The sequence below is a fragment of the Streptomyces viridiviolaceus genome, from assembly GCF_014650995.1.
Lineage (GTDB): Bacteria > Actinomycetota > Actinomycetes > Streptomycetales > Streptomycetaceae > Streptomyces > Streptomyces viridiviolaceus.
This window is the reverse complement of sequence record NZ_BMWA01000013.1, coordinates 103,220-130,094: the sequence shown is the minus strand read 5'-3', so window position 1 is coordinate 130,094 and position 26,875 is coordinate 103,220. Positions and strand designations below refer to the sequence as shown.

Here is a 26,875-nt window from a genome sequence, read left to right as displayed (position 1 = left end):
GCGTGCGGAAGGAGAGCGGGGGTAAGCGGTGCACCAGCAGGGCCGCCGTCGGAGTCGGCGCCGACGGCGGCCCTGCGGTCTCCTCTCTCGTCGGCACGCAGCTGCGACCCTGGCAGGCTGCGCCTGAGCGTCCGTCGGCCCCGTTCGGGAACGGACGTGACCCGAACGGCCCTGTCGGGTACCCGACCGGTCGGCGGAGGGTGGTGGGATGTGCACCGGCGCCCGCCCGGACGCACCCGCCGGCCCGACCGCTGTCCCGACACGGAAAGGACCCCCGATGTCCGTCGACACGCAACAGGCGCCCTCCGAGCTCACGGACGAGGAGCTCGCCTCGCTGGACGCCCACTGGCGCGCCGCGAACTACCTCTCCGTCGGCCAGATCTACCTGATGTCCAACCCCCTGCTGACCGAGCCGCTGCGCCCCGAGCACGTCAAGCCGCGGCTTCTCGGTCACTGGGGCACCTCACCCGGCCTGAACCTCGTCCACACCCACCTCAACCGGGTGATCAAGGACCGTGATCTGGACGCCCTGTGCATCTGGGGCCCGGGACACGGGGGGCCGGCCGTACTGGCCAACTCCTGGCTGGAGGGCTCGTACACCGAGACCTATCCGGACATCACCCGGGACGCGGCCGGGATGGCCCGCCTCTTCAAGCAGTTCTCCTTCCCCGGCGGCGTGCCGAGCCACGTCGCTCCCGAGACGCCCGGCTCCATCCACGAGGGCGGCGAACTCGGCTACGCGCTCTCGCACGCCTACGGCGCCGCGTTCGACCACCCCGATCTGGTGGTCGCCTGTGTGATCGGCGACGGCGAGGCGGAAACGGGCCCGCTGGCCACCTCCTGGCACTCCAACAAGTTCCTGGACCCGGTCCACGACGGCGCCGTCCTGCCGATCCTGCACCTCAACGGCTACAAGATCGCCAACCCCACGGTCCTGGCCCGGCTCCCCGAGGCCGAACTCGACGAACTCCTGCGCGGATACGGCCACGACCCCGTCCACGTCACCGGCGACCGGCCCGCGGCCGTCCACCGCGCGATGGCCCACGCCATGGACACCGCGCTGGACCGCATCGCCGCGATCCAGCGCGCCGCCCGCGAGGACGGCGCCGGCGACCGGCCCCGCTGGCCGATGATCGTCCTGCGCACGCCCAAGGGCTGGACCGGCCCGGCCGAGGTCGACGGCCTGCCCGTGGAGAACACCTGGCGCGCCCACCAGGTCCCCCTGTCCGCCGTACGGGACAACCCCGAGCACCTGCGGGAGCTGGAGCGGTGGCTGCGCTCCTACCGCCCCGGGGAACTGTTCGACGACCGCGGCGCCCCGCGCCCCGACGTCCTGGCATGCGTCCCCGCGGGCAGCCGCCGCCTCGGCGCCACCCCGTACGCCAACGGCGGACTGCGCCTGCGCGAGCTGCCCCTGCCACCGCTTGAGCGGTACGCCGTCGCCGTCGACAAACCCGGCGCGACCATGCACGAACCCACCCGGGTCCTCGGCGACCTGCTGCGGGACGTCATGGACGCCACCGCCGGCCGGCGCGACTTCCGCCTCGTCGGCCCCGACGAGACCGCCTCCAACCGCCTCCAGGCCGTCTACGCCGCCAGCGGCAAGGCATGGCAGGAAGAGACCCTGCCCGTCGACGAGAACCTCGACCGGCACGGCCGGGTGATGGAGATCCTGTCCGAACACACCTGCCAGGGCTGGCTGGAGGGCTACCTCCTCACCGGCCGGCACGGACTGTTCTCCTGCTACGAGGCCTTCGTCCACATCGTCGACTCGATGGTCAACCAGCACATCAAATGGCTGCGCGTGACCCGCCGCCTGCCCTGGCGCGCCCCCATCGCCTCCCTCAACTACCTGCTCACCTCCCACGTGTGGCGGCAGGACCACAACGGCTTCTCCCACCAGGACCCCGGCTTCGTCGACCACATCCTCAACAAGAGCCCCGAGGCCGTGCGGGTCTACCTGCCGCCGGACGCCAACACCCTGCTCTCCGTCGCCGACCACGCCCTGCGCAGCCGCGACTACGTCAACGTGATCGTCGCCGGCAAACAGCCCTGCTTCGACTGGCTGTCCATGGACGAGGCACGGGTCCACTGTGCGCGGGGCGCGGGCGTCTGGGACTGGGCGGGCACCGAGGACGGCAGCCGCGAACCCGCCGTGGTGCTCGCCTGCGCGGGCGACGTCCCCACCCAGGAGGTCCTGGCCGCCGCCCAACTGCTCCGGCGCCACCTGCCCGAACTGGCCGTGCGCGTGGTCAACGTCGTCGACATCGCCCGGCTGCTGCCCGGCGAGGAACACCCGCACGGGATGAGCGACTTCGAGTACGACGGACTGTTCACCGCCGACAAGCCGGTCATCTTCGCCTACCACGGCTACCCCTGGCTCATCCACCGGCTGGCCTACCGGCGCACCGGCCACGGGCACCTCCACGTGCGGGGCTACAAGGAGATCGGGACCACGACCACCCCGTTCGACATGGTGGTCGGCAACGACATGGACCGCTACCGCCTCGTCATGGACGTCATCGACCGCGTGCCCGGCCTCGCCGTGCGCGCCGCGGCGGTGCGCCAGCGGATGGAGGACACCCGGCTGCGTCACCACGACCACATCCGCGAACACGGCGTCGACCTGCCCGAGGTCGCCGACTGGGCCTGGGACAGCTGACACAGGGACCTCGGGGGACCGCGCGAAGGGACACCACCTCAGTGACCGCAACCCCCTCGACCTGGGACTACGACCACTACGACCCCGCGGACGAACGGCTGAGGGAGTCGCTGTGCACGCTGGGCAACGGCTACTTCGCCACCCGCGGCGCCCTGCCCGAGTGCGCCGCGGACGACGTGCACTACCCGGGCACCTACGTGGCCGGCTGCTACAACCGGCTCACCTCCACCGTCGCCGGCCGCCAGGTGGAGAACGAGGACATGGTCAACCTCCCCAACTGGCTGCCGCTGCGCTTCCGGACGGCCGGAGGGGACTGGCTCACCCCGGACACCGCCCCGGTGCTCGACCACCGCCAGACCGTGCACCTGGACTCGGGCGTGCTGGAGCGCCGCACCCGCTACAGCCTCGGTGACGGACGCGTGCTGTCCGTCCGCCAGTTGCGTCTGGTGCACATGGCCGACCCCCATCTGGCGGCCATGCGCACGGAGTTCGCGGTGTCGGACGGCACCGCGGACCTCGACGTCGAGGTGGCCCTCGACGGCGGGGTCGCCAACGCCGGGGTGCCGCGCTACCGGGAGCTGGAGGGCCGCCACCTGACCCACGTGCACACCGGCGGCGTCACCGACGACACGGTGTGGCTGCGCTGCCGCACCCGGACCTCGGACATCCGGATCGGGATGGCGGCCCGGACGAAGGCCGACGCGCCGGTCACCTCGGGCCGGGAGCGGCTGCGCGCCACCCAGCGCACGACCCTGCACCTGGAGGCCGACCGCACCCTCCGCGTCGACAAGACGGTGGCCCTGCACACCTCGCACGACCCGGCGATCAGCGATCCGCTGCAGGCCGCCGTGGACCGGGTGGCCGACGCACCGGACTTCGACGAGCTGCTGGTGACGCACCGGACGGCCTGGGGCCAACTGTGGCGCCGGGCCGAACTGGACGTACCCGGCGAGGCGGGCAGCATCCTGCGTCTGCACCTCTTCCACGTCCTGCAGACCCTCTCCCCGCACACCGCCGACCTCGACGTGGGGGTACCGGCCCGCGGACTGCACGGCGAGGCGTACCGGGGGCACGTCTTCTGGGACGAGCTGTTCGTCCTGCCCTACCTCAACCTGCACTTCCCCGAGGTGTCCCGGGCGCTGCTCCACTACCGGCACCGCCGGCTGTGGCGGGCCCGCGCGGCGGCCCGGGCGATCGGGCGGCGGGGCGCCCTGTACCCGTGGCAGAGCGGCAGCGACGGACGCGAGGAGACCCAGCAGCTCCACCTCAACCCCCATTCGGGCCGCTGGCTGCCGGACCACTCGCATCTCCAGCGGCACGTCGGCTCGGCCGTGGCCTACAACGTCTGGCAGTACTGCGAGGCGAGCGGCGACGCCGAGTTCCTGCACACCAGGGGCGCCGAGATGCTGCTGCAGATCGCCCGCTTCTGGGCGGACTCGGCCACCTGGGACGAGCACCTGGGCCGGCACCGCATCCGAGGCGTGGTCGGCCCCGACGAGTACCACGACGCATACCCCGGCGCCCAGTGGCCGGGCCTGGACGACAACGCCTACACCAACGTCACCGCAGCCTGGGTCCTCACCCGCACCCTGGAGGTCATGGACGCCCTGCCCGCACCCCGGCGGCGCGAACTCGTCGAACGCACCGGTCTGGACGGCGGCGAGCTCGAGCAGTGGCAGGACGTCTCCCGCACCCTCCACGTGCCCTTCCACGAGGGTGTCATCAGCCAGTTCGAGGGGTACGGCGACCTGGCCGAACTGGACTGGAGGGACTACCGCAAACGGTACGACGACATCCGGCGGCTGGACCGGATCCTGGAGGCCGAGGGCGAAAGCGTCAACCAGTACCAGGCGTCCAAGCAGGCCGATGTGCTCATGCTGGGCTACCTGTTCTCCCCGTCCGAACTCCAGTGGCTCTTCGGGAGGCTGGGGTACAGCCTCGACGAGGAGACCTGGCGGCGCACGGTCGACTACTACCTCGCCCGCACCAGCCACGGCTCCACCCTCAGCGGGCTCGTCCACGGCTGGATCCTCGCCCGGGCCCGCCGCGCCGAGGCGTGGACGTTCTGCCAGGAGGCCCTCAAGGGCGACGTCGCCGACCTGCAGGGCGGCACCACCGGCGAGGGCATCCACCTGGGCGCCATGGCCGGCACCCTCGACCTCGTCCAGCGCGGGCTGACCGGGCTGGAGACCCGCGCCGGGGCACTGTGGCTGGACCCGGTGCCGCTGCCGGAGCTGTCGTCGTACGGCTTCTCCATCCGCTACCAGGGCCACTGGGGCGTGCGGCTCCGGCTGGAACACGGGCGGCTGGAGATCGCCGTACCGTCGTCCGACCGTCCGCCGCTCGAGGTGCGGCTGCCGGACCGCACGGTCCGGCTGCAGCCCGGAGACACCTGCCGGCTGGTGCTCCCGGACTGACCCGCAGCGGCCGGCCCGGGCGCCGGCGCGTCAGCTCCAGAGGGGATACGTCACCGTGCGGGGGTACCCTTCGGGCCTTCCGTCGTGGTAGGTCAGGCTCATCCGGGTGAACTGCTGCCGGTCGGGGTCCTTCTCCCAGGTCCGCGGCTGGTCGAGCCGGACGGTCACGGCGTAGGAGCGGAACGTTCCGACCGCGCAGTAGGGCTTGCAGTCGTTGACCACGTTGACGCCCCGGGCCATCGCCGACTGCGAGCCCCAGCGCGACCAGTTCAGCGACACCAGGTGGCTGTTGCCGTCCCCGCAGGCGAGCAGGAACGCGCCGGGGCGTACCTCGGGGCTCCAGAAGCAGTCGACCAGTACGGGGTCCCGTGCGTGGTGGTGCCCGGTCCGCTCCGCCGACGGCGCGGCGGACGCCGTGCCCAGGGGTATCGCGAGCGCGGCGGCGGCACAGAGCGTGACCGCTGTCCTCGTCGGGTGTGTGCCCATGTCTGCTCCCGCCCGTCTTCCGGAGGCTCGTCCCGCTGCCTCACCCGTGGTCGGTTGTCTCCGCTCTCGTCTTCCCGGTTCCGACGCTAAGGCCGTGTCCCAAGATGCACCACTCGTACGGAGTAGCGCCCGAGGGTCCGACGTCGTGCCGTCGGCGAGGAGTGCGCTATGATGGATCTTGAAGGCGCCGCCCGCCGAGGACGGCGGCTGCTTGCGTTGGTGGTCCAAGGAAAGACGCCCCGCTTCCTGCGGGGAGATGCAGGTGCAAGGCCTGCCCGGCGCTCGAGAAGGAACCCCGTTCCCGCGACAGCGGGAGCGGGGTTTTTCCTGTGCGACGCCCGCGCGTGTCCGTTCGTGCGATAAGGCGCCGATTGCATCCACCGTGTGGTCCGCCGGCCGGGGCGCAACCGCGGCCGCCGGCCCGATGTCTCATGCCACCGAGAAAGGCGACCACCATGTGAAGGAGAGCGGCATGCACACGATGACCTCCTCGTCCGCCGCCGGCCCGACGCGCATCCGCGACGCCCAGGACGACTTCCTCCTCCAGCCGCCCAACCCGGGCGAACGCGTTCCCTGCCGGATCGATCCCGTCGATCTGCGCCGGCTGGACCTGCACGCCATCCTCACCGCGGCCGGCATCGCCCCCTCGCCCGGGGACCACGACGCCATCGAACAGCTCAGCAGGCTTCCCGGCAGCGTTCACGTGGCACTGCACCGATGGCTGGCGGGCACCCGCCACATCGAGTCGGCCACGGTGCAACGGCCCCACCGCCCGGCGGACTTCGGCTGACGCCGTCAGCGGACGACGGTGACGACCTCGACGCAGGGCTCCGCCCTCGCGGACGCTCTCGAAGCGTGCCCGCGACGGCCCAGACGATCACAGCGGCGGCTCGGTGGTCGGCGGTGACTCCCCGGAAGGCGCGGCCTGCGACATGTCACCCCTGTGGGGCGCCGAGCGACCGGGACCACTGTGCGTCGCTCCCGTGTCCCTCCGGGTGCGTCCTCCCAGCCGGTGCGCCATGGTGAACGAGTCGCCCCATGGCCGGGCCCGGCCCGGCCCACCCGACCGGCACCAGGGCGGAGGCTGAGGGACCGTGCAGGACATCGACCGATCGGGGCGCGCGGCAGCGGGGGAGGGGGACGCCCTGGAGGGCGCGCTGCTGACCACCCTGCTCGCGCGGTCCACCGCGGACCTCGTCGTGCTCGACGACCGGTTGCGGGTGATCTGGGCCCACGGCGCACACGGGGAAGCGGCCCGGCACCGCGTCGGGGACCGTTTCGGCGACGGATGCCTGCTCGACGACCCGCCCGCGTTCGAGGCGCTCGTCGGCCAGGCGCGGGCGGGACCGGAACCACACCTGTTGCGGACCACCGGCCGCCGCACGGGAAGCGAGGGCCCTTCACGCAGCCTGCTGCTGACCGCGCAGCGGCTGGACGGCCCGGACGACGGTACGCCGCTCGGCGTACTCGTGGCCGTGGACGACGTGACGGAGGGCGAACGCGCCGGCCGCCGGGCCGCCGCGGTGGCCGCCGTACGGGAATCCGTCGGCAGGACGATGGACGTCACGGCCACCGCACGGGAACTCGTGGACTGCCTGGTGCCCGACTACGCGGGCATCGCGGCCGCGGACCTGGTCGTCGACGTGCTGCACGGTGACGAGCCGCCGCCGGCCGCCGAGGTGGAGGGCAGGCCGCTGAGACGGGCTGCCGTGACCAGCGCGGTGACCCTCCCCGAGCACGCCTCGGTGGACCTGCGGTACGTGCCCCCGCGGACCCCGTTCGGGCGAGCTCTCGCCGACATGCGCCCGCGTCTGGTCGACCTGGACTCGGAGGTGGTGTGGCTGGACGCTGACCCGGAGTGGAACCGGGCCGTGCGGATGGCGGGGGCGCACTCCCTGCTCATCGCCCCGCTGGCGCTGCACGGCACCGTCCTGGGCATGCTCACCCTGTACCGCCTCGGCGGTGACGAGCCGTTCTGCGCGGCAGACCTCGAAACGGTGGCGATCCTGGCCACACGTGCCGCGCTGACCATGGACAACTCGCGCCGGTACCAGCACGACCACACGATCGCGGCCACCGTGCAGCGGCGTCTGCTGCCGCAGACGGCCCGCCCGCGGGCGGCCCTGGACACGGCCCACGCCCACCGGGTCGGCCGGGACAGCAGCTGCTGGTACGACACCATCGCCCTGCCGGGCGCCCGCACCGCGCTCGTGGTGGGTGCCGTGGCAGGCGGGGGCATCGAGTCGGCCGCGGCCATGGGACAACTGCGCCTGGTCGTCAGGGCGCTGGCCGAGCTGGACCTCGGCCCGGACGAGTTGCTGGCCCGTCTGGACGAGAGCGCCGCCCGGCTGGCCAAGGAGCGGGCCGCGCTGCCCACCGGTGACCCCCTGCACCGCGAACCGCTCATCGCCACGTGCGTGTACGCCGTCTACGATCCGTCGACCCGGCACTTCGTCACGGCCTGCGCCGGAGGGACGGCGCCGCTGATCGTCTCCCCTGAGGGCCGCGTGTGGACGCCCGAGGTGGCACCGGGACCGGCGTTGGGATCCACGGACCTCGCGCCGCTCGCCAACTCGGTCGTCAGCGTGGCGGAGGGCAGCGTACTGGCCCTGCGGGCCGGCGGCTTCGTGCGCGAGCAGGAGCTCGCCGACGCGCCGTTGCGCGGCGCCCTCGCGCGGCCCGGCCTCGGCCTGAACGAGCTGTGCGACGCGGCGGTCTACGCCCTGCCCGACGCGGCCCTCCAGGAGGGCGCCGTACTGCTCCTCGCCCGCACCGGCACGCTGCCCCCCGGACACGTGGTCACCGCCGACCTCGCACACGCCCGGACCAGCCCTGCCGAGGCCCGTGACATCGTCCGCGAGAAGTGCGCAGTGTGGGGCATCGACGAGGACATCGCCCGCGGCACCGAACTCGTCGCCAGCGAACTCGTCACCAACGCCGTCCGCTACGGGGCCCCACCGGTGCGCATGCGACTGCTCCTGTCCGACGTACTGACCTGCGAGGTGTACGACGACGGCGCGGCCGCCCCCCAGTTGCGCCACCCGCGCACCATGGACGAGGGAGGCCGCGGCCTGTATCTGGTCGCGCGGTTCGCCGCCCGGTGGGGCGTCCGCCCCACCGACACGGGCAAGGTGCTCTGGGCCGAACAGCCGCTGCACGACGGCACGCGGCGTCGTCCGGCGAGCTCTTCGCCCGAATCGCCGGAAACGTGAGGCTCGTGCACGATGTAGCTGGTCAGCACCCGGCGATGGGATGGATCCATGAGCACAGGCACGTCAACCGTCACGGCACGCCCGCGCCGAAGGCCGGTCGTGCTCACCGTGTGCGCGGTGATCACCGGCATGGCGGCTCTCGTGTCCTGCGGCGGTGACGGCGACGGCGAAGGTGCGCCCACCCCGACGCCGACCGCTCCCGACACCGCGAGTTTCACGGGCGAGGTGCCGTCGGCCCTGGCGTCCGAGGCGGAGTCGAGGAAGGCGGAGGCGCGGGCCTCCGCGTCCGCGGCGGCGTCCTCGGCCTCCGCGGCGGCCTCGGCGTTCGAGGCATCCGTCTCCGCGGAGGCCGAACGCGCCCGCGCGGAGGCCCAGAAGCAGCTGAAGAACGTCGACGGTCGGGGCAACGCGACGAACGAGGTCTCGATGACGGGCCTGCCGCTGTCCGAGACCAACGGCGTGCGGGCCCTCGTCGTCAACATCACCAACCGCACCGACGAGACCGCCTCGTACGCCGTTCAGGTCGACTTCAGCGACGCGGACGGCAAGGTGGTCGAGACGCGGTACGTCGGAGCCCAGGACCTCGCACCCGGCAAGCAGGCGCACCCGCTCGCCATCAGCAGGAAGCCCCCGGAGCCGCCGCTGACCGCGAAGATCGCCAAGGCGCAGAGGTACTGACGCCCCGTCGGTCACCGGCCCGTGCTGAGGTCGACCCCCCGCCGGGCCAGGGTCAGGACGCCCATGACGACCAGTGCGACGCCGAGCGCCTGCGGCAGCAGCCACCAGTCGGTGCGTACGTCCTCGCGGTAGAGGACCACGCCGAGCAGGAGGCTCACCGTGGCGTCCCCCAGGGTGAGGGCTGGCTGGGAGGCGACCAGGGGGCCGCCCTGCATGGCGTGCTCCAGCAGGAGGACGGCGCACACTCCGGCCACGGCGAACGCGTAGGTCTGCCAGGCGGTGAGGAAGCCGACCAGGCCGTCCGTGTCCAGGACACGCATGGAGTCCTTCATGAGCCCGGCCGTGAGCGCGTAGCACACCGCGGTCGCCGCGCCGAGACAGCCGGCGCGGGCCTTGCCGACGGGCCGCCTCAGACCGGCCGCGGCCAGCAGGACGGCGGCCCCGGCGCAGGCGCACAGCGTGGGCACCCAGCGGGTCACGGACACGTCGGCGACACCGTGGTCCGGCGCGGCCGCCGCCAGCGCGAGCCCGAGTCCGACGACCACGCCACCCACCGCGAGCCACATGACGTCGGGCAGGCGGCGGCCGGTCATCAGCGAGGCCAGCAGCAGCGCCAGCGGAAGTTCGAGAACGAACAACGGCTGGACGAGTGACAGCGGCCCGGTGGCCAGGGCCGCCGCCTGCCCCACGCCGGCGACGACGACCGCCAGCATGCCGCCGAGCCAGATCGGCCGGTGCAACAGGTCGACGACCAGTCCCGGACGGAATCCCTGGGACTGCGGCACGCTCAGCGCGGCACGCCGTTGGAGCACGGTGGCCAGCGCGTTGCTGAACGCGGCGAGGAGTGCGAAGAGCACCGGCAGCACGAAACCCATCCACCGATCCTCGCCCGCGCCCCGGCCGGCCGCGCGTCGGCACGGCGGACGACGCGAACGGCTGACGTGTGATTCAGCTGCCGGTCTGTCCGGACGTGGGCTCCGCCGGGGCGTCGCCCGTCGCCGCGGGTGCGTCGGATGCGGTGTAGTACACGGAGCTGCCCTGCTTGCTGCGCTGGGCCTGGTTCTTGGCGACGAGCCCTTCGAGCGTCGTGCGCACGACGGTGGGCTTGACATTGCGTTCGGGGTGGGCGCCGGCGAGCGCGCTGGTGACTTCGGCGGCGGAGCGCGGCTCGCCCTGCTCGACGAGGTGGGCCCGGACGAGTTCGACCAGCGTGGGCCGCGCCTGCTGGGCGGATCCCGTGCGAGCCGGCGACTTCTCGGCGGTGGCCTTCTTCGTGGTGGCCTTCTTCGTGGTGCTCTTCTTCGTGGTGGTCTTCTCGGCGGCGGCCTTCTTCGGCGCGGCCTTCTTCGTGGCGGCCTTCTTCGGCGCGACCTTGTTCGTGGCGGCCTTCTTCGTGGCCGGCTTCTCGGCCGTGGCCGTGGAGGACTTCCTGCTCCGGCTCCGCCCGGTGCCACCCGACCCGGTGCCGGCACCGTCGCGCGGGGCGGGCACGGCGGCCGCGCCAGAGGTGGTCTCCCGCCGAGCGGACGGCGGCTCGACGCCCAGCGCCTGCTGCATGTTCACCAGCAGGGCGTGGTCGTGCTGCAACGCGGCGAGCTGCTGCTGCAGGGCGGTGATGTCCGCGCTGACGCGCTCCTGTTCCTGGACGTTGAGCTCCAGGTCGCCGGTCACCTGGGCGGTGTACTGCGCTGCCAACGCGGTGGCCTGGCTCGTGGTTTCGGGCATGTGGTCGACTCTCCTGGTTTCGCGGCCGTGAGCGGCGCCGGCAGCGGCTGATCGCATCGCTGTGGGCCGTGCTGACACAGAGATGGTACGGACGAATCACACATGTCGTTCCCCATGGTCCTCGGCGTGCTGCCCGGCGGACATGTGTGCGGTGCCGTCATGCGAACGGTGCGAGCGCGCCGGTCACCCGCACTCGCCGTCGGGCGTCGACCTCACCGGCTCCCTCCGGACGGCTGGTGCGGCCGCCCTGCCCCGTGCGGCGAATGCCCCCATGAGTGCGCGTACTCGGAGGCGGGCAGCACTACTTGTTGCGGGCCGCCAGACGGTCCACGTGCCGTGCGGCCTCGCGTGCCTCACGCTCGGCCCCGGCCAGCGCGTCCGTGGCCGCCCGGTCCCGCTCCTCGGCGGCCCGCCGTTCCCGCTCGGCCCGTTCCAGGTCCTGCTGCGCCTGCCGCAGTTGCCGCTCGGCGTCGGAGACGCGCTGCCGTGCCTGCTCGTGGACCTCACGTGCGCGACGGAGCGCCGCGTCGGCGTCCGCGTGTTCCGCGTGCCGGTCACGCAGCCGTCGGGCGGCCGCCTCCGCAGCCTCCTCGGCCCGCGCGAGCTCCTCCCGCCGCTTGCGGCGCCGCTCGGCGAGCTCGTCCTTCCGGGTGCTGCGTGCGGGCGGCGGGGCGGCCGGCCGGGACGGCCGTGCCCGCGGGCCCGGGGACGGCGTGGCGGTGTCGGAGGGGAACGCCGACGGTGGCGTGAGGGCCGTCTCCAGGCGTCCGCCGGCCCACCGGTCGGCCGCGTCCGGATCCGCGAGGACCGCGCGCAGGGTCGACTCCACCTCCCTCTGCGCCGCGTCCGACAGCGGGTGTCCGGCGTCGCGGGCGAGCCCGGCGGCCTGCCGGGACAGCGCGGCCACGATGCGCCGGCGCTGTGCGGAGAGCTCCTTGAGCCCGTCGGCGTCGAGGGTTCGGTGCGCCTGACGCAGGGCCCGTCCCAGTTCCAGGAACTGCGCGCTCTCCTCCGGCTGGGAGCGCAACAGCAGGTTGGCCGCCCAGGCCGCCCGTGTGGGCCGGCGTGCGGCGTGGATCCGGCGGGCGTCGTCGGCGCGGCCGGCCGTCCTGGCCGTGACGGCCAGCTCCTCACGGCGCGAGACGAAGTCGGGCGGCGGCGTGGCGTAGAGCTCGTCCAGAACCGACTCCACGTCGTCCTCGGCCCCGCGTCGCCGGCGTGTGTCCTTGCGCTGCATGCTCCTCAGCCTCCACCGCGACGGCTACGACCGGTTCCTGTCTACGGTCATGCCGGGCACCTCGCGACCCGAGGACCGTTACCGGGCCGGGGCAGCGGTGCGAGTCGCCGGCGGGACGTTCGAAGCCGGTCGGGCGAGGGCCGACCACTCCTCGCGGAGGATGCCGAACAGCACCCGGTCGTGGCGTTCCCCGGCCACCAGCACCGCGGACCGGAGGCGGCCCTCCTCACGGAAGCCGAGCCTGGTGAAGGCGCGGACGGCACGCTCGTTGCCGCCCCAGGTGTCCAGTTCCAGCCGGTGCAGCCCGTACGCGCCGAACAGGTGGTCCATGAGCAGCCGCAGCGCGTCGGAACCGTGACCGCGGCCCCAGAACTCCTTCTCGCCGATGGTGATGCCCAGCGTGGCCACCCCGGCGTACGGATCCAGGTCCCGGTAGTCGGCCATGCCTATCACCCGTCCGCCGGCCAGGTCCTCGACGGTGAACACGGCCGACTCCCTCGGGCTCAGCCGCAGCATCGTGTCGAAGGCGAGTGCGATCGCCTCCGACGTGACCGGCCCGAAACACGGGTCGCCGGCGGCCGCCCAGCGCACCACCTCCGGGTCGTTGCGCCATCGGAGGTGGTGCTCCGCGTCCTCGGAGCGCAGTGCTCGCAGCCGTGTCGACGTGCCTTCGATCATGGCCGGATCCTAGATGGGAGGCCTGCCGAAGAGAAACGATTATTTGCCTAAGGGGTTTAGGCAAAGGCACAATCGACTCCGGCAGGACGAGAGGACGGTCATGGTGCGCGCGGGGCTGAGCACGGCCCGCCTGGTCCAGGCGGGTGCGGAACTGGCCGACGAGGTCGGCTTCGACCAGGTGACCGTCTCGGCGCTCGCCAGACGGTTCGACGTCAAGGTCGCGAGTCTGTACTCCCACGTGAAGAACTCCCACGACCTCAAGACGCGGATCGCCCTGCTCGCCCTCGAGGAACTCGCCGACCGGGGCGCCGCGGCACTGGCCGGGCGGGCCGGCAGGGACGCCCTCACCGCGCTGGCGAACGTCTACCGCGACTACGCCCGCGAGCACCCCGGCCGCTACGCGGCGGCCCAGTTCCGCCTCGACCCGCAGGCGGCGGCCGCGAGCGCGGGTGCCAGGCACTCCCAGATGACCCGGGCGATCCTGCGCGGCTACGACCTGGCGGAACCCGACCAGACGCACGCGGTCCGGCTGCTCGGCAGCGTCTTCCGCGGTTACGTCGACCTGGAGTCCTCCGGCGGCTTCAGCCACAGCGCCCCCGACTCGCAGGAGACGTGGTCACGGATCCTGGACGCCCTCGACACCCTGCTGCGCAACTGGCCCGCACCGTGAGCGGGGTCCGCCCGGGGGGCGCCGCCTGACGGCGCCGCGGGCCCGGCCCTCTGTGTGACGATGCTTTGGTATACCATCTGCCGGATGTCGGATGGACGGACCAACGATGCGACCGGCGGCACCCGCGGTGCCTCGTCGGTCTGGCGGGCGCCGGGGATGCCGGCCCTGCTCGGCTCGACCGCGCTGGGATTCGCCGGATTCGCGCTGCTGATGCCGGTCGCACCGCTCTGGGTGCTCGACGGCGGGGCCGACGAACTGGGCGCGGGAGTGGTCAACGGCGTGCTGATGCTCAGCACGGTGCTCGCCCAGCTGCTCGTGGGGCGAGTGCTCGCCCGCCTCGGCTGGCGCTGGACACTCACGCTCGGGGCCTGTCTGCTCGGAGCTCCCGCACCGGTGCACCTCCTCACCGACGACGTCCGGGCGGTGACGGCGCTCGCGGCGGTGCGTGGTCTCGGGTTCGGGATCATCACCGTGTGCGGCGCCATGGGGGTCGCCGCCCTCGTGGAGCCCGCGCGTCGCGGCCGTGCGGTCGGGGCCTACGGACTGGCGGTCGCGGTCCCGCAGTTCCTCCTGGTCCCCGTCGCGCCCTGGTTCGCCGAGGCGATCGGGTTCTGGCTGGTGTTCACGCTCTCCGTCGTCCCCCTGCTCGCCATTCCGCTCGCCCCGCCCGTGGCCCGCGCCCTGCGCACGGCGGACCGGCCGTCCCCCGCCACCGCCCGGCGCGCCGAGCGCCGCGACGCCGCCGGACTCCGCCGGGCCCTGACGGGGCCGATCGCCGCCCTGCTCGCGATCACCTCGGCCGGCGGTGCCGTGCTCACGTTCACTCCGGGCCTGGACCCCGACCCGACCACGGTGTACGTGGCGCTCCTGGTGTTCACCGGAACTGCGGCACTGTGCCGTTGGGGCTTCGGAGGCTACGCGGACCGCAGGGGCGCCGCCCCGGCGATCGCACCGCTCCTCTTCGTCGGCGCCGCCGGACTCGCGGCCATCGGCGTGGGCACGGCGAGCGGCCACGGCGCCGCCGGGCGAGTCCTCCTGGTCGTCGGCATGCTCGCCGTGGGCGTCGCGTACGGCGGTCTGCAGAACCTGACCCTCGTGCAGGCCTTCGCCGCCGCCGGCGAGCAGGCGCGCTCGGCCGTCGGCACGGCGTGGAACGTCGGCTTCGACGCGGGCACGGGGCTCGGCGCCCTCGCGGCCGGCGCGGTCGCCACCTCGGCCTCCTACACGGCCTCGTACGCCGTTCTCGCGGTCGTCACCGCGCTGGTGGGCGCCGGTTGGGCGGGTTCGCGGTGGCGGGCGAAGCGGTGTGCCCGGAGCCTCCCGGCCGACGGTCCACGCGAGTCATCCAGCCGCTGAGCCACCGCGGACGACCGCTGCGAAACGGCGGGCGACCTCGTGCCACACCTCGGTCGCCGCCGGCTCGTCGCGTTCCGCGGTGCGGCACAGTTCCTCCGCGTCCACCCCGTGGGCCCGCAGCCGCTCCGGGTCCCACGACCGGACCCGGTCCGCGTCGGCCTCGGGGTGGAACTGCACACCCCACGCCCGGTCGCCGACCCGGAACGCCTGGTAGGGACAGTGTTCGCTCTCCATCAGCCAGGCAGCTCCCGGAGGCAGAGCGGTGACGGCGTCCACGTGGTGCTCGATGCCCGTCACCCGTCCGGGCAGCCGCCGGAACAGCGGATCGGTGCCGGCCTCGGAACGCACCGTCAGCGGCGTGCTGCCGAACTCCGGCGTGCCGGACCGGCCCCGCACCGTGCCGCCCGCCACCTGGGCGAGGAGCTGTCCGCCGAGGCAGATCCCGAAAACGGGGACGTCCCGCCCGAGCGCCTCGGCGACCAGCGACCGGGTGGGTGCGAGCCATGGTGCGCGGTCGTCTTCGTCCGGGAGGTAGCCGCCGCCGAGAACCATCAGACCCCGGTAGGGCTCCAGGCTCCCGGGGAGAGCGGTCCCGGCGTAGGCGTGGACCACGTCGGGCGTCACCCCCTCCGCGGCCAGCCAGTCGCCGAAGCGGCCCGGCCCGCCGCTCGGACCGTTCTGCACCACCAGCAGCTGTGACACCCGCCCACCCCTTGCCTCGGATCAGTGCCTCGGACGACCTTCACTGTGACTGCCCACGGCGGGGTGGGGCGGAACCCCGGAACCCCGCCGTGGGCCGGCCGGCGCTCAGGTCACACGGAGGCGTGGCGATGGGTCGGGTCGCCGTCGAGGACGGTGAGCAGTACGGGAACGTCGTGCAGTTCGGTGGCCGGGGTGGTGAGCGGGTCGACGGCGAGGACCGTCAGGTCGGCACGGTGACCGATGGCGATCCGGCCCGCGTCGTGTTCCTCGCCCGCCGCGTAGGCGGCGTTGACGGTCATCCCCCGGAGGGCCTCCAGAGCCGTCAGCGCCTGCTCGGGACCGTGCGGGGCCTGAGTGAGGTCGCGGGTCGGACGGCGGTGCCGGGCACCGGCCATGACGCCCAGCGGCGGGTAGGGGGCGATGGGCCAGTCGGAGCCGAGGACCACCACGGCGCCGGAGTCGTGCAGATCGCGGCAGCGCCACGCGCGCGAGGCCCGCGGCTCGCCGAGGCGCCGCGACCAGTTGTCGGTGTGGTCGGCCCGGGTGAAGTCGCAGCAGTGGGTGGGCTGCATGGAGGCGACGACGCCGAGTTCGGCGAACCGGCGCAGGGTGTCGTCGGGGACGGTCTCGATGTGCTCGACCCGGTGGCGCACCCCGCGTCCGCCGTCGGCCTGGGCCTTCTCGACGGCGTCGAGGACATGGCGTACGGCCGCGTCGCCGATCGCGTGTGTGGCCGTGGGCACGCCGGCCCTGTGCAGCTCGCCGACGATGCGGGTGTACTCCTCGGGGTCCGGCCAGAAGGCGTGCCGGGACTCGCCGTGACAGTCCGGGTGCTCCAGCCACGCGGTGCCGTTGTCGATGGTGCCGTCCATGAAGATCTTGACGCCGTCGGTCCGCCACAGCCGCCCGCCCGCACCCTGCTGCTCGACGAGCGCGCGGACGCCGTCGGCGTCGGTGCCGGGCTGGCACCAGGGCGCGACCCGCAGGCGCAGCGGGAGTCGCCCGGCCGCGTCCAGTTCGGAGAAGAGCGCGAGGCTGTCGCCGTTCGCGTCCATGACGTGGCCGCCGGTCAGACCGGCGGCGGCCATGGCCCTCAGCGCGGCGGCGAGCCGGTCCCGGCGCTCCTGGCGCGTGGGCTGCGGGGCCACGCGCTCCACCAGCTCGCACGCGGCGTCCTCCAGGAGCAGACCGGTGGGCCTGCCCCCGGCGTCGCACACCACCTCGGCCGTGGCCTGGGCGAAGGAACGCGGCCCGTCCACACCGGCGAGTTCCAGCGCACGCCGGCTGGCCAGCGCGGAGTGCGCGTCGAAGAGCAGCAGGAACGCGGGCACCCCGTCGAGCACGGCGTCGAACGGCGCCGTCTCGACGGGGCGGTCGCCGAAGACGTTGGGGTCCAGGCCCCAGCCGTGCAGCCATGCGCCGGGGGAGAGGTCCCGTACCGCGCCGGCCAGTACCGCGCGCACCTGCTGCAGGTCGGTGCAGGAGGACAGGTCCAGGCCGTGGGTCAGGTCGGCGCCGGTGACGGGATGGATGTGCCCGTCGACCAGACCGGGCGTGACGACGCCCCCCTTGACGTCGATCACCGTCGTCGAGGCGTCCGCGAGTGCGCGGATCTCCCGGTCGTCGCCCAGGGCGGTGATCCGCCCGTCGGCCGCGGCCAGTGCGGTGTGCGGCAGGAACGCGCCGGTGGCCGGGTCGAGCAGACGGGCCGAGAGCAGGATGAGAGAGGTGCGCACGTGAGGCTCCTTGGAGGCGGTCAGTTCGAGTTGGCGGCAGCCGTCAGGGTGCCCGCGGGCAGGCCGAGTTCGCGCTCCGCCGTGGTGGCGGGCATGCGCCGGACCGCCGGCGGGTCGTCGTCGGTGTCGACGCTGTTGACGAGCATGCCGAGGCCGTCGAGGACGACCAGGATCTGGATGGCGGCCAGGAGCGGGTCCTCGGTGCGGAACTCGCCCAGCTCGACGCCGTCGCGGACGAGCGCTTCGAACCGGTTGCGCCAGGCGGCCTCCTGGACGGCGACCCGGTCGCGCAGCGCGGGCCGGTAGCGGCTCAGGTGCCGGGCGTTGAGCCAGAGCCGGCTGATGTCGTCGTAGGCCTCCCCGCTTGTCCGGGCGAAGAACCGCGCCAGGTGCTGCGTGGGGGTGGCGTCCCCGCGGTCGGCGGGCAGGAGCCCGTCCAGCTCGGAGCCCGCGGCCTCGCCGAACGCCTCGGCCACCAGGTCCTCCACCGCCGGGAAGTAGTGGCTGATCAGTCCGGGACGGACGTCGAGCTCCTCGGCGATTCGCCGGAGCGTGATGCACTCCAGCCCTTCTGACAGTGCCACGGCGGCGGCCGCCGCAACGATTTCCGCACGTCTGGCCGCCGGAGATTTGCGGATTCGCTTGTTCGGAACGCTTGACGACATGAAATCAATGCTATTGAGTGTGCGACCAACAGGCAAGCAGGTGGGTAACCAGCACCCCGGAGGTGCCTCATGGCGTCCACGATCCCAGACCCTCAGAACGGCGTCCGCGCCGCGCATCAGCCGCCGCGGCCCCCGTCGGACCGGGCGGGCCGCGTCGAGGCCCACGGCATCGACCACATCCCCGACACGGAACGCCACGGCCACCCACGGCAGTTGTTCTCCGTCTGGGCGGCGGCGAACGTCAACTACCTGAGCCTCGTGGTCGGCGGCGCCCTCGTCCTCATGGGCCTGACCCTGTGGCAGGCCCTCGCGGTCATCGTGGTGGGCAACCTCTTCTGGATACTCACCGGGCTGCTGTCCATATCGGGGCCGGCCGCGGGCGCACCGAGCGAAGTGATCACGCGGGCCATGTACGGAGTCCGCGGCAACCGGGTCAACAACGCCGTCGTCGGCTGGCTGATCTCCGTCTGCTACTTCGCCCTCAACCTGGCCGCCGCCGCGACCGCCGCCTTCGCCCTCGTCGAGAAGGCCGGGATCACGGCCGGCACCGGGGTCAAGGTCGCCGTCGTGATGGTGATCGCGGCGCTCACCCTGGCGATCGGCGTCTACGGACACGCCATGATCATGAAGCTGTACCTCCCGATCACCCTGGTCCTCGCCGCCGCGTTCGCCGTCGTCGCGGTCAGCGTGCTCGGGCACACCGACTTCTCCTACGTGCCGGCCGAACCGCTCACCGGCACCGACCTGTGGGCGGTGCTGATCGCCGGGGTCGCCCTCATCGGCGCCGGGCCGCTGTCCTACACCACCAGCGCCGACTTCTCCCGCTACCTGCCCCGCACGACGCCCGCGAAGGCCGTCATCGGCTGGACCGCGCTCGGCGGCTTCCTGCCCAGCGTCGTCGTCTGCTCCCTCGGCGCCCTCGCCGCGACCGCCGTCGACATGACCGACCCGCAGGCCGGGCTCGGGACCATCCTCCCCGGCTGGTTCGAGCCAATCTTCCTGGCCGCCCTGGTCCTCGGCACGATCGCCATCAACGCCCTGACCGCCTACAGCGCGGGACTCGCCCTCCAGGCCGTCGGCATCCGCATCCGCCGCTCCCTCAGTGTGATCGCCGACGGCACCGCCGCCGTCTCCCTCACCCTCTACGGGCTCCTGTTCTCCGACTTCCTCGACACCGTCAGCAACGTCCTCCAGCTCACCGTCGTGCTCCTCGGCCCCGCCATGGCCGTCTACGCCACGGACATCCTGCTGCGCCGCAACCGCTACGACGGCCCCGCCCTGACGGACGAGACCCCCGGCGGGCCCTTCTGGTACACCGCGGGCGTCAACCCGGCCGGTGCCCTGGCGCTCGCGGGAGGCGTCGTCGCCGCCGCCCTGTGCGTCAACACCCTCTACACCGGGCCGATCGCCCAGGCCGCCGGCGGCATCGACCTCGCCCTGCCCGCCGGCATGGTCGTCGCCGCCTCGCTGTACGCGCTCCTCACGCGACTGTCGGGCGGGCGCGCCCCCGCCCGTGTCCGCGGGTGACCCCGCCCGCCGGAAAATCACAGGCGCCCGCCCGCCCGCCGGAGGTACTGTCCCGGCATGTCGGACGAGGACGGCTACTTCGGGGAAAGCGTCGCCGCCGCCTATGACGAGTCATTGGCGGACATGTTCAGGCCGGAGGCGGTGGACCCGGCGGTCGACCTGCTGGCGGAACTCGCCGGTGCCGGCCGGGCGCTCGAGTTCGGCGTCGGCACCGGCCGGATCGCACTGCCGCTGGCCCGCCGCGGGATCCCGGTCCACGGCATCGACATGTCCCGCGCCATGACCGCCCGGCTGCGCGCCAAGCCGGGCGGCGACGCCGTCGGCGTCACCATCGGGGACTTCGCCACCACCCGGGTGCCGGGCACGTTCACGGTGGCGTACCTCGTCTTCAACACGATCAACAACCTGACGACGCAGGACGCCCAGGTGGCCTGCTTCCGCAACGCCGCCGCCCACCTCCGGCCCGGCGGCTGCTTCGTCATCGAGGTCGGCGTGCCGGAGCTCCGGCGGCTGCCGCCGGGCCAGAACGCCGTACCGTTCCGCACCGGTCCGACACACTGGGCGTTCGACGTCTACGACGTCGCCACCCAGGCGATGAGTTCGAACTACGTCACCGTCGTCGACGGGCGTGCCGAGTACGAGTACTACCCGTTCCGGTACGTGTGGCCGTCCGAACTCGACCTGATGGCCCGCCTCGCCGGGCTCCGGCTGCGCGACCGGTGGGAGGGCTGGACACGAACCCCCTTCCACCACGAGAGCCGCGGGCACGTCTCGGTCTGGGAGAAGCCGGCCGGCTGACGCCGGCGTCACGCACCGGTCAGCGCCGGGACAGGTACAGGCTCACGGCCTTGTGCAGCACCTTGTTGAGCGGGTACTCCCACTCGCCGAGGTACTCCACGGCCTCGCCGCCCGCACCGGCCTTGAACCGGAGCAGTCCCAGCAGGGGGTTGTCCTCCTGGACGGTGTCGGTGATGCCACGGAAGTCGTAGACCGACGCACCGAGTTCATGGGCGTCGCACATCATGCGCCACTGCAGGGCGTTGTTCGGCTGGACCTCGCGCCTGCGGCTGGTGGAGGCGCCGTACGAGTACCAGACGTGCTCGCCGACGGTCAGCATGGTGGCCGCCGCGAGCACCTCTCCGTCGTGGTGGGCGAGGTAGAGGCGCATGCGGTCCGGGTCCTCGGCGGTCAGTGCGGTCCACATGCGCTGGAAGTAGGGCAGCGGGCGCGGGACGAACCGGTCCCGCTCGGCGGTCTCGACGTACAGGCGGTGGAAGTCGGGCAGATCCTCGTAGCCGCCCTGGACGACCTTGACGCCGGCCTTCTCCGCCTTCTTGATGTTGCGGCGCCACTGCTGGTTGAATCCGCCCTCGATCTGCTCCAGCGACCGCCCGGCGAGGGTCACCTGGCACACGTAGCGCGGCTGGCCCGCGGCGAAGCCGTCCTCGCCCCCGGCATCGGCCTGCTGCCAGCCCATCCGGCGCAGCCGGCCGGCGATCTCCGCGGCCCCCGGCTCCTGAGTGGTGGCCCGCACGTCCCCCAGTCGGCGGGCCCCCGGGTCGGAGATCGCGGCCTTGACCGCCTCGGCACTCCAGCGGCGCGTCACCACGGGCGGCCCCATCCGTACCGAGAAGGCGCCCCGCCGCTTCAGGTACGCGAGCATCGGCCGCAGCCATCCCTCCAGGTCCGCCGCGTCCCAGTCGATGACCGGGCCCTCGGGCAGGTAGGCCAGAGCGCGCTTCAGCCTGGGCAGTGGCCGCAGCAGCACCAGCCCGGCCCCGACGAGCCGGTCGTCCTCGTCGAACCAGCCGAGGCTCTCCGCCTGCCAGTCCGGCTTCACGTCACCCCACGAAGGCACCTGCATGTGGCTCACGGAAGGCCGGGTCGCGACGAAGCGCAGGTGCTCTTCGCGGGTGATCGCCTCCAGGCGACAGCTCATGAGGGGGCTCCTCTGGTCGATTCGCAGGACTGCCGGGGCGCGAGAGGTGGCGTCCCGCACCGCACCTCACACGGAACGTGCATCGCGGGGCCCCCGCAACCGGGCCGCCCGCCGTGCGCAGGCCCCGGAGGACCGCTCGCGGTCACCTGCGACGGTGCCGTCCGTGGGCGCCGGAGCCCGGCCGCCGCATCGGCCGGAAGAGTGAAGGTCTCACCGGGGAAGCGCAGGCGCCGGGCCCACGCCCGGCGCCGTGCCGTCCGCGGTGGGACCGTGCCGGGGAGGAGGAGCCCCACGGCTCGGCGGTCCGGCAGGATGGAGCCAACGGCCATGGCACGCGCGATCTGGACAGGCGTGATCACTTTCGGGCTGGTCACCGTACCCGTCGGCCTGTTCACGGCGACGGAGGACCACACCGTCCACTTCCACCAGTTGCAGCGCGGGACCTCCGACCGGATCCGCAACCGGCGGGTCAACCAGCGCACCGGCGAGGAGGTCGACACCGGCGACATCGTCAAGGGCTACGAGGTGAGCGAGGGCGAGTACATCGTCGTCGAGCCGGACGAGCTCGACGAGATCGCGCCCGGCCGCTCCCGGACGATCGAGATCAGCGACTTCGTCGACCTGGACGACATCGAGCCGGTCTTCTTCGACCGCACCTACTACGTCGCCCCCCGGGGCAAGGAGTACCTCAAGGTCTACCAGCTGCTCCGCACCGCGCTGGCCGAGGCGGACAAGGCCGGCGTGGCCACCTTCGTCATGCGCAACAAGCAGTACCTCACCGCGCTCCGGGCCGAGGGCGAGGTCCTCGTCCTGCAGACGCTGCACTGGGCCGACGAGGTCCGCGACCCGGGCAAGGAGCTTCCGGAGCTGCCGTCGGGCCGAGCGGGCCGGGGAAAGGAGCTGGACATGGCGCTGCAGCTGGTCGACGCCCTCAGCGGCCCCTGGGATCCCTCCCGGTACCACGACACGTACCAGGAGAAGGTGCGCGACCTGGTGCGGGCCAAGGCCGAGGGCGAGGAGGTCGCCGTCGCTGAGGAGCCGCCCGCGGCCACCGACGTGATCGATCTGATGGAGGTGCTGCAGGGCAGCCTCGACCGGGCTCGGGGCACCGGTGGCGGGCGGCAGCCGTCGCCGAGGAGGAAGACCCGTGGCGCGGCAGCGGGACGCGAAGGCGCCGCGAAGAGGTCCGCGCCGTCCCGGAAGGCGCCGCCGAAGCAGGCGCGTACACCCACCGCGGCCCGTGACGGGGGCGGCGACGAGCAGGCGCTGCGGAAGCTGAGCAAGGCCGAGCTGTACCGGCGTGCGACCGAACAGGGCATCTCCGGGCGCTCGAAGATGAGCCGCGAGGAACTCGTCGACGTCCTCGCCGGGTCCGGCCGCCGGCGGAAGAAGAAGACCACCGCCGCCTGACGGCCGGCTCGGTCATGACGTCACAGGCCGCCGAGGAAGCGCCGCACCGAGGCCCGCCGGGTCGGCCCGGCGCGTCCTGCCCTGCCCGGAGTGGACGTGCCGGGGCCCGTCGGGACCGCCGTCGTCGAGACAGGACGGGCGGTGGTCGCCCGCGGTCATGCCGTCTCGGGCGGGTCCGGCCACGACGGTCGGTGCGACGGGCCGGTGTGACGGGCGGTCAGTGAGTGCTGAGCATGCCCTCGCGCAGGCGGGCCAGCAGGCGGGAGATCAGCCGGGAGACATGCATCTGTGACACGCCGAGACGCTCGCCGATCTCCTTCTGGGTGAGTTCCTCCACGAACCGCCAGTGGATGATCTGCCGGTCGCGTTCGTCGAGCGCGGCGATCATCGGGGCGAGGGAGTGGAAGTCGTCGACGAGCCCGAGAGCCGCGTCGTCGGCCCCGATGAAGTCGGCGAGGGCGGATTCGCCGTCCTCGCTGCCGTGGATGGCCGCGTCGAGGGAGGCCGAGTTGTAGCCGTTGGCGGCCACACGGGCCTCCACGACCTCGTCCTCGGGCAGGCTCATCAGCTCGGACAGTTCCTTGGTCGTGGGGTTGCGGCCCAGACGGCTGCGCAGTTCCTCGGTGGCGCGGGCCAGTTGCACGCGGGCCTCCTGCAGCCGCCGGGGAACGTGCACGGCCCACGAGGTGTCGCGGAAGAACCGCTTGATCTCGCCGACGATGTACGGCACGGCGAAGGAGGTGAACTCCACCTCGCGGGAGAGTTCGAAGCGGTCGATGGCCTTGATCAGCCCGATCATGCCGACCTGGACGATGTCCTCCATCTCCTCCGGTCCGCGACTGCGGAACCGGCCGGCCGCGTAGCGGACCAGGGACATGTTCATCTCGATCAGCGTGTTGCGCGCGTACTGGTACTCCGGCGTGCCTTCCTCGAGGACCGTCAGCTGGTCGAAGAACAGCCTCGACAACTCCCGCGCGTCCTTGGGCGCCACCTTGGAGGGATCCGCGATCTCCGGGATCCCGGTGGTGTGCTCAGCAGCCTGCACGGTCGTCGTCGTCATGATCTTGCCCTCCCAGTCGTCCGGCCCTGCCGGTGCCCGTTCACCGGCCGACGCAAGAGCGGCTACCCCGACCTCGTCCCCGCATGCCTTCCGGCCCGCGCATACGCCGGTGCGGGGATACACCATGCGACTGCGGCCAAAAGTGGGGAATAGGACAATAGGTGACATTTTCAGAAGGGAAGACGAGGTCATGTTCGAGGCTGAGAACATTCGTGAGTGGCGTGATCACGACGTCGTCGACAAGGACGGCCGAAAGATCGGGACCCTGGAGTCGATCTACGTCGACACCGCCACCGACCAACCCTCGTTCGCCGCGGTCACGGTCGGTCTGCCGACCCGTCGCCGACTGGTGTTCGTCCCCGTGGAGAAGGCCACCGTGGGGCCCGGTTACCTGAAGGTCCCGTACGACAAGGGGGTCGTGAAGGAGGCGCCCGGGATCGACCCGGACGGCGAACTCGCGGCCCAGGCCGAAGGTGAGATCTTCGCCCACTACGACCTGCCGTACACCCAGGGCAGCCGCGGCGAACGCCGGCTCGCGCGGCGCTGAGCCGCACCGCCGGTCCCCGGTGTCGCCGCCCGCCCGCTCAGGGCCGGCGACACCGTCGAGCCTGCCCTGCTCGGCTCGTCGAGGAGTGAGGAGAACTGGTCGGCGCTCATCCGGATCCGCTGACCGAAGTCGTCGGTCAGGACGACCCGCCGGTCGGCCGGCGCACCAGGGTCGACGAACAACCGGGGGCAGCCGCAGTCGCCGTTGCCGCAGAACGTCGCGACGGGCTCGAGGCCACCTGTGTCGGTCATGCCGGGCCACCTTCCGTGGGGTTGCCGCGCGCCGGTGTCCGGGCCGGCGGTCGTGGGGACTGTCAGTGGGATCCCCGGGCGGCGGCGAACGCGCGTCCGCGCCGGGCGCGGGAGCACGGCGGTCACCCGTCCCGCGCCCGTGCCCCCGCCTCCGCTCCCGGCGCCCCGGTTCGGCAGGGGGCCGGGGAACCGGACGTGCGCGGCGTACGACCACTGGAGGGGAGGCGCGCGCTGTGTCAGGATCACAGGCGCCGGATCGAGCGGGAGGCAGGACCGGAATCCGTACCCATCGGTGATCGAGGCAGTGCTGATGCAAGGATGAGGCCGCCATGACTGCAGGGTGGTGCGCTCGCACCGTAGGAGCCGCGGTGTTCGCGGCCGTCTGCGTGCTGCTCGCCTCCCTCGGCCACGTCATGATGTCGGGCATCGCCGTGCCCTGGTGGGCCCTGACGGCCGGCGCGGTGGCGGTGGGCGGCTCGGCCTGGTGGCCGGCCGGCCGGGAACGCGGGCCGTTGCTCGTCGTCTCCTGCGCGGTGGTCGCCCAGGCCGTGCTCCACTCGTCGTTCGCGCTCGCCCAGGCGGTCGTGCGACCCCGGCCGCCCGGCGAGTCCCTCGTCCGGCAGTGGCTGGACCTCCTGCTGTGCGCGACACCACCGGGGCGCCCTAGTGGGGAAGCTGACGCCGTGTCGGTGTCCGCGGGCCCCATGGAGCACGGCGCGCACGGCATGCACGTCATGGGCACGACGGCACAGTCGGCGTCCGCGGACGCCATGACACACGGCATGGCCGGCATGTCCTCGACCGGCATGCTGGCCGCCCACCTGCTGGCCGCGGTGCTGAGCGGGCTCTGGCTCGCCCACGGCGAACGTGCCGCGTTCCGTGTCCTGCGGGCCCTGGCCGCCCGGCTCGTCGCCCCGCTGCGGCTGCTCCTCCCGCTGCCCGCGCCGGCGCACCGGCCGCGTGTCCGGGCCCGCCGAAGGGGCTCGGACCGCGCGCCGCACCGCTTCCTCCTCACCCACGCGATCACTTCTCGGGGCCCGCCGCCAGGGAGCGCTGTCGCCTGACGGCAGCCGGTTCCCCGAGGCCGCACGACAGCCACCGCGCCGTCGGTCGCCGCCTCGGTCCCCGGCCGTGCACCCCCGTGCCCGGCCGCCCCCTCATCGCCGGTCCCGCCGTGCCGCCCGCCGACCCGCGGGGGCGCAGGCCAGGGGACCGGATCCCTGATCCCGAGAAGGACAGACACAGGTGATCACTCCTGCCCTGCCCCCATCGCCCGGACCGTGCGGACGGTCCGGCACGGGCGCCGACGACGAGTCGATCACGGCCTGGGCACTCGCCGCGCGCGGCGGCGATGCCGACGCCGTCGACCATTTCGTGCGCGCCCTGCACCGGGACGTCCGCCACTACGTGACCTTCCTCGGCGCCGACCCGCAGAGCGCCGACGATCTGACCCAGGACACCTTTCTGCGGGCCCTGGGCAGCCTGCACCGCTTCGAGGGCCGTTCGTCGGCCCGCACCTGGCTGCTGTCCATCGCCCGCCGCGCGGTGATCGACAGCATCCGGCACAGCTCGTCCCGTCCCCGTCTGTCGGCCACGGACGACTGGGAGGCGGCCGCCGAACGCACCCAGCCGCGCGGTCTGCCGGGCTTCGACGACGGCATCGCCCTCGCCGAACTGCTGGAGACGCTCCCCGACGACCGCCGCGAGGCGTTCGTCCTCACTCAGCTCCTGGGCCTGCCCTACGCCGAGGCGGCCCACGTCAGTCACTGCCCCGTGGGAACGGTGCGTTCCCGGGTCGCCCGGGCCCGCACCTCCCTCATCGAGTGGCTGAACGACGCCGAGGACGTCGCGCCGGTCGCCGCCGCGGCCTGACGACCCGTACGGCCACGGGTCCGGATCGCCGGGTGATCCGGACCC

At 73.0% G+C, this 26,875-nt stretch carries 23 protein-coding genes and 1 pseudogene; 13 read left to right on the top strand and 11 right to left on the bottom strand.

What is annotated here, in order from left to right; genetic code table 11:
• The first annotated feature begins 277 nt into the window (after window positions 1-277).
• On the top strand, window positions 278-2,662 hold the full coding sequence (locus tag IE260_RS20460; RefSeq protein WP_189873899.1) for a phosphoketolase family protein: 2,385 nt from the start codon (window positions 278-280) through the stop codon (window positions 2,660-2,662).
• A gap of 41 nt (window positions 2,663-2,703) precedes the next feature.
• Window positions 2,704-5,079, top strand: coding sequence for a glycoside hydrolase family 65 protein (locus IE260_RS20455; protein WP_189873897.1), 2,376 nt, complete (start codon window positions 2,704-2,706; stop codon window positions 5,077-5,079).
• A 30-nt stretch (window positions 5,080-5,109) separates the two neighbouring features.
• Here the strand turns inward: IE260_RS20455 and IE260_RS20450 are convergent, their stop codons facing one another.
• Window positions 5,110-5,565: a hypothetical protein gene (locus IE260_RS20450; RefSeq protein WP_189873895.1), complete on the bottom strand. Its 456-nt coding sequence runs from the start codon at window positions 5,563-5,565 to the stop codon at window positions 5,110-5,112.
• A 472-nt stretch (window positions 5,566-6,037) separates the two neighbouring features.
• Between IE260_RS20450 and IE260_RS20445 the strand changes: the two genes are divergently transcribed.
• The 3 genes from IE260_RS20445 to IE260_RS20435 all read left to right on the top strand — a co-directional run bounded on the left by IE260_RS20445 (window position 6,038) and on the right by IE260_RS20435 (window position 9,455).
• On the top strand, window positions 6,038-6,355 hold the full coding sequence (locus IE260_RS20445; protein WP_229880952.1) for a hypothetical protein: 318 nt from the start codon (window positions 6,038-6,040) through the stop codon (window positions 6,353-6,355).
• Between the two features lie 304 nt (window positions 6,356-6,659).
• Entirely contained in the window at window positions 6,660-8,777 is a 2,118-nt protein-coding gene (locus tag IE260_RS20440; RefSeq protein ID WP_229880950.1) for an ATP-binding SpoIIE family protein phosphatase, read from the top strand.
• 48 nt (window positions 8,778-8,825) lie between these two features.
• Window positions 8,826-9,455, top strand: coding sequence for an FxLYD domain-containing protein (locus tag IE260_RS20435; protein WP_189873893.1), 630 nt, complete (start codon window positions 8,826-8,828; stop codon window positions 9,453-9,455).
• Between the two features lie 11 nt (window positions 9,456-9,466).
• On the opposite strand, the gene IE260_RS20430 is transcribed toward IE260_RS20435, so the two are convergent.
• The 4 genes from IE260_RS20430 to IE260_RS20415 form a co-directional block, all read right to left on the bottom strand.
• Window positions 9,467-10,330 (bottom strand): DMT family transporter, encoded by an 864-nt coding sequence (locus IE260_RS20430; protein ID WP_189873891.1) that lies wholly within the window; start codon window positions 10,328-10,330, stop codon window positions 9,467-9,469.
• A gap of 73 nt (window positions 10,331-10,403) precedes the next feature.
• Window positions 10,404-11,180, bottom strand: a complete 777-nt coding sequence (locus IE260_RS20425; RefSeq protein ID WP_189873890.1) for a hypothetical protein — start codon at window positions 11,178-11,180, stop codon at window positions 10,404-10,406.
• A 301-nt stretch (window positions 11,181-11,481) separates the two neighbouring features.
• On the bottom strand, window positions 11,482-12,417 hold the full coding sequence (locus IE260_RS20420; RefSeq protein ID WP_189873888.1) for a hypothetical protein: 936 nt from the start codon (window positions 12,415-12,417) through the stop codon (window positions 11,482-11,484).
• A 78-nt stretch (window positions 12,418-12,495) separates the two neighbouring features.
• Window positions 12,496-13,095, bottom strand: a complete 600-nt coding sequence (locus tag IE260_RS20415) for a GNAT family N-acetyltransferase (protein WP_189873886.1) — start codon at window positions 13,093-13,095, stop codon at window positions 12,496-12,498.
• 100 nt (window positions 13,096-13,195) lie between these two features.
• On the opposite strand from IE260_RS20415, the gene IE260_RS20410 reads away from it, so the two are divergent.
• Window positions 13,196-13,765, top strand: a complete 570-nt coding sequence (locus tag IE260_RS20410) for a TetR/AcrR family transcriptional regulator (protein ID WP_189873884.1) — start codon at window positions 13,196-13,198, stop codon at window positions 13,763-13,765.
• 84 nt (window positions 13,766-13,849) lie between these two features.
• Window positions 13,850-15,121, top strand: a complete 1,272-nt coding sequence (locus IE260_RS20405) for an MFS transporter (protein ID WP_229880947.1) — start codon at window positions 13,850-13,852, stop codon at window positions 15,119-15,121.
• On the opposite strand, the gene IE260_RS20400 is transcribed toward IE260_RS20405, so the two are convergent.
• The 3 genes from IE260_RS20400 to IE260_RS20390 all read right to left on the bottom strand — a co-directional run bounded on the left by IE260_RS20400 (window position 15,107) and on the right by IE260_RS20390 (window position 18,224).
• Window positions 15,107-15,823, bottom strand: a complete 717-nt coding sequence (locus tag IE260_RS20400; protein ID WP_189873882.1) for a type 1 glutamine amidotransferase — start codon at window positions 15,821-15,823, stop codon at window positions 15,107-15,109. The two genes, IE260_RS20405 and IE260_RS20400, sit on opposite strands and share 15 nt — an antisense overlap.
• A 110-nt stretch (window positions 15,824-15,933) precedes the next feature.
• Window positions 15,934-17,559, bottom strand: a complete 1,626-nt coding sequence (locus tag IE260_RS20395) for an amidohydrolase (RefSeq protein WP_189873880.1) — start codon at window positions 17,557-17,559, stop codon at window positions 15,934-15,936.
• 20 nt (window positions 17,560-17,579) lie between these two features.
• Window positions 17,580-18,224 (bottom strand): TetR/AcrR family transcriptional regulator, encoded by a 645-nt coding sequence (locus tag IE260_RS20390; protein ID WP_189873878.1) that lies wholly within the window; start codon window positions 18,222-18,224, stop codon window positions 17,580-17,582.
• Window positions 18,225-18,293: 69 nt separating this feature from the next.
• Between IE260_RS20390 and IE260_RS20385 the strand changes: the two genes are divergently transcribed.
• Both IE260_RS20385 and IE260_RS20380 read left to right on the top strand, forming a co-directional pair.
• Window positions 18,294-19,751 carry a purine-cytosine permease family protein gene (locus IE260_RS20385; protein ID WP_189873876.1) on the top strand — a complete coding sequence of 486 codons (1,458 nt, stop codon included), beginning with the start codon at window positions 18,294-18,296 and terminating at the stop codon, window positions 19,749-19,751.
• 57 nt (window positions 19,752-19,808) lie between these two features.
• On the top strand, window positions 19,809-20,549 hold the full coding sequence (locus IE260_RS20380; RefSeq protein ID WP_189873874.1) for a class I SAM-dependent DNA methyltransferase: 741 nt from the start codon (window positions 19,809-19,811) through the stop codon (window positions 20,547-20,549).
• 19 nt (window positions 20,550-20,568) lie between these two features.
• Here the strand turns inward: IE260_RS20380 and IE260_RS20375 are convergent, their stop codons facing one another.
• A complete protein-coding gene (locus IE260_RS20375; RefSeq protein ID WP_189873872.1) occupies window positions 20,569-21,690 on the bottom strand; it encodes a lipid II:glycine glycyltransferase FemX in 1,122 nt (373 codons plus the stop codon).
• A 327-nt stretch (window positions 21,691-22,017) separates the two neighbouring features.
• On the opposite strand from IE260_RS20375, the gene ku reads away from it, so the two are divergent.
• A complete protein-coding gene (ku, locus tag IE260_RS20370) occupies window positions 22,018-23,100 on the top strand; it encodes a non-homologous end joining protein Ku (protein ID WP_189873870.1) in 1,083 nt (360 codons plus the stop codon).
• 217 nt (window positions 23,101-23,317) lie between these two features.
• Here ku and IE260_RS20365 read toward each other — a convergent pair whose 3' ends face one another.
• Complete coding sequence (locus IE260_RS20365; RefSeq protein WP_189873868.1) at window positions 23,318-24,160, bottom strand: RNA polymerase sigma factor SigF; 843 nt, start codon at window positions 24,158-24,160, stop codon at window positions 23,318-23,320.
• 190 nt (window positions 24,161-24,350) lie between these two features.
• Between IE260_RS20365 and IE260_RS20360 the strand changes: the two genes are divergently transcribed.
• Complete coding sequence (locus IE260_RS20360; RefSeq protein WP_189873866.1) at window positions 24,351-24,707, top strand: PRC-barrel domain-containing protein; 357 nt, start codon at window positions 24,351-24,353, stop codon at window positions 24,705-24,707.
• Window positions 24,708-24,752: 45 nt separating this feature from the next.
• On the opposite strand, the pseudogene IE260_RS42805 reads toward IE260_RS20360, so the two are convergent.
• A pseudogene (locus IE260_RS42805) lies at window positions 24,753-24,958 on the bottom strand (hypothetical protein); the annotation flags it as partial.
• A 329-nt stretch (window positions 24,959-25,287) separates the two neighbouring features.
• Here IE260_RS42805 and IE260_RS20350 point away from each other — a divergent pair.
• Window positions 25,288-26,022, top strand: coding sequence for a hypothetical protein (locus IE260_RS20350; protein ID WP_189873864.1), 735 nt, complete (start codon window positions 25,288-25,290; stop codon window positions 26,020-26,022).
• Between the two features lie 181 nt (window positions 26,023-26,203).
• Window positions 26,204-26,830 (top strand): sigma-70 family RNA polymerase sigma factor, encoded by a 627-nt coding sequence (locus IE260_RS20345; RefSeq protein WP_189873863.1) that lies wholly within the window; start codon window positions 26,204-26,206, stop codon window positions 26,828-26,830.
• Window positions 26,831-26,875: the final 45 nt, after the last annotated feature.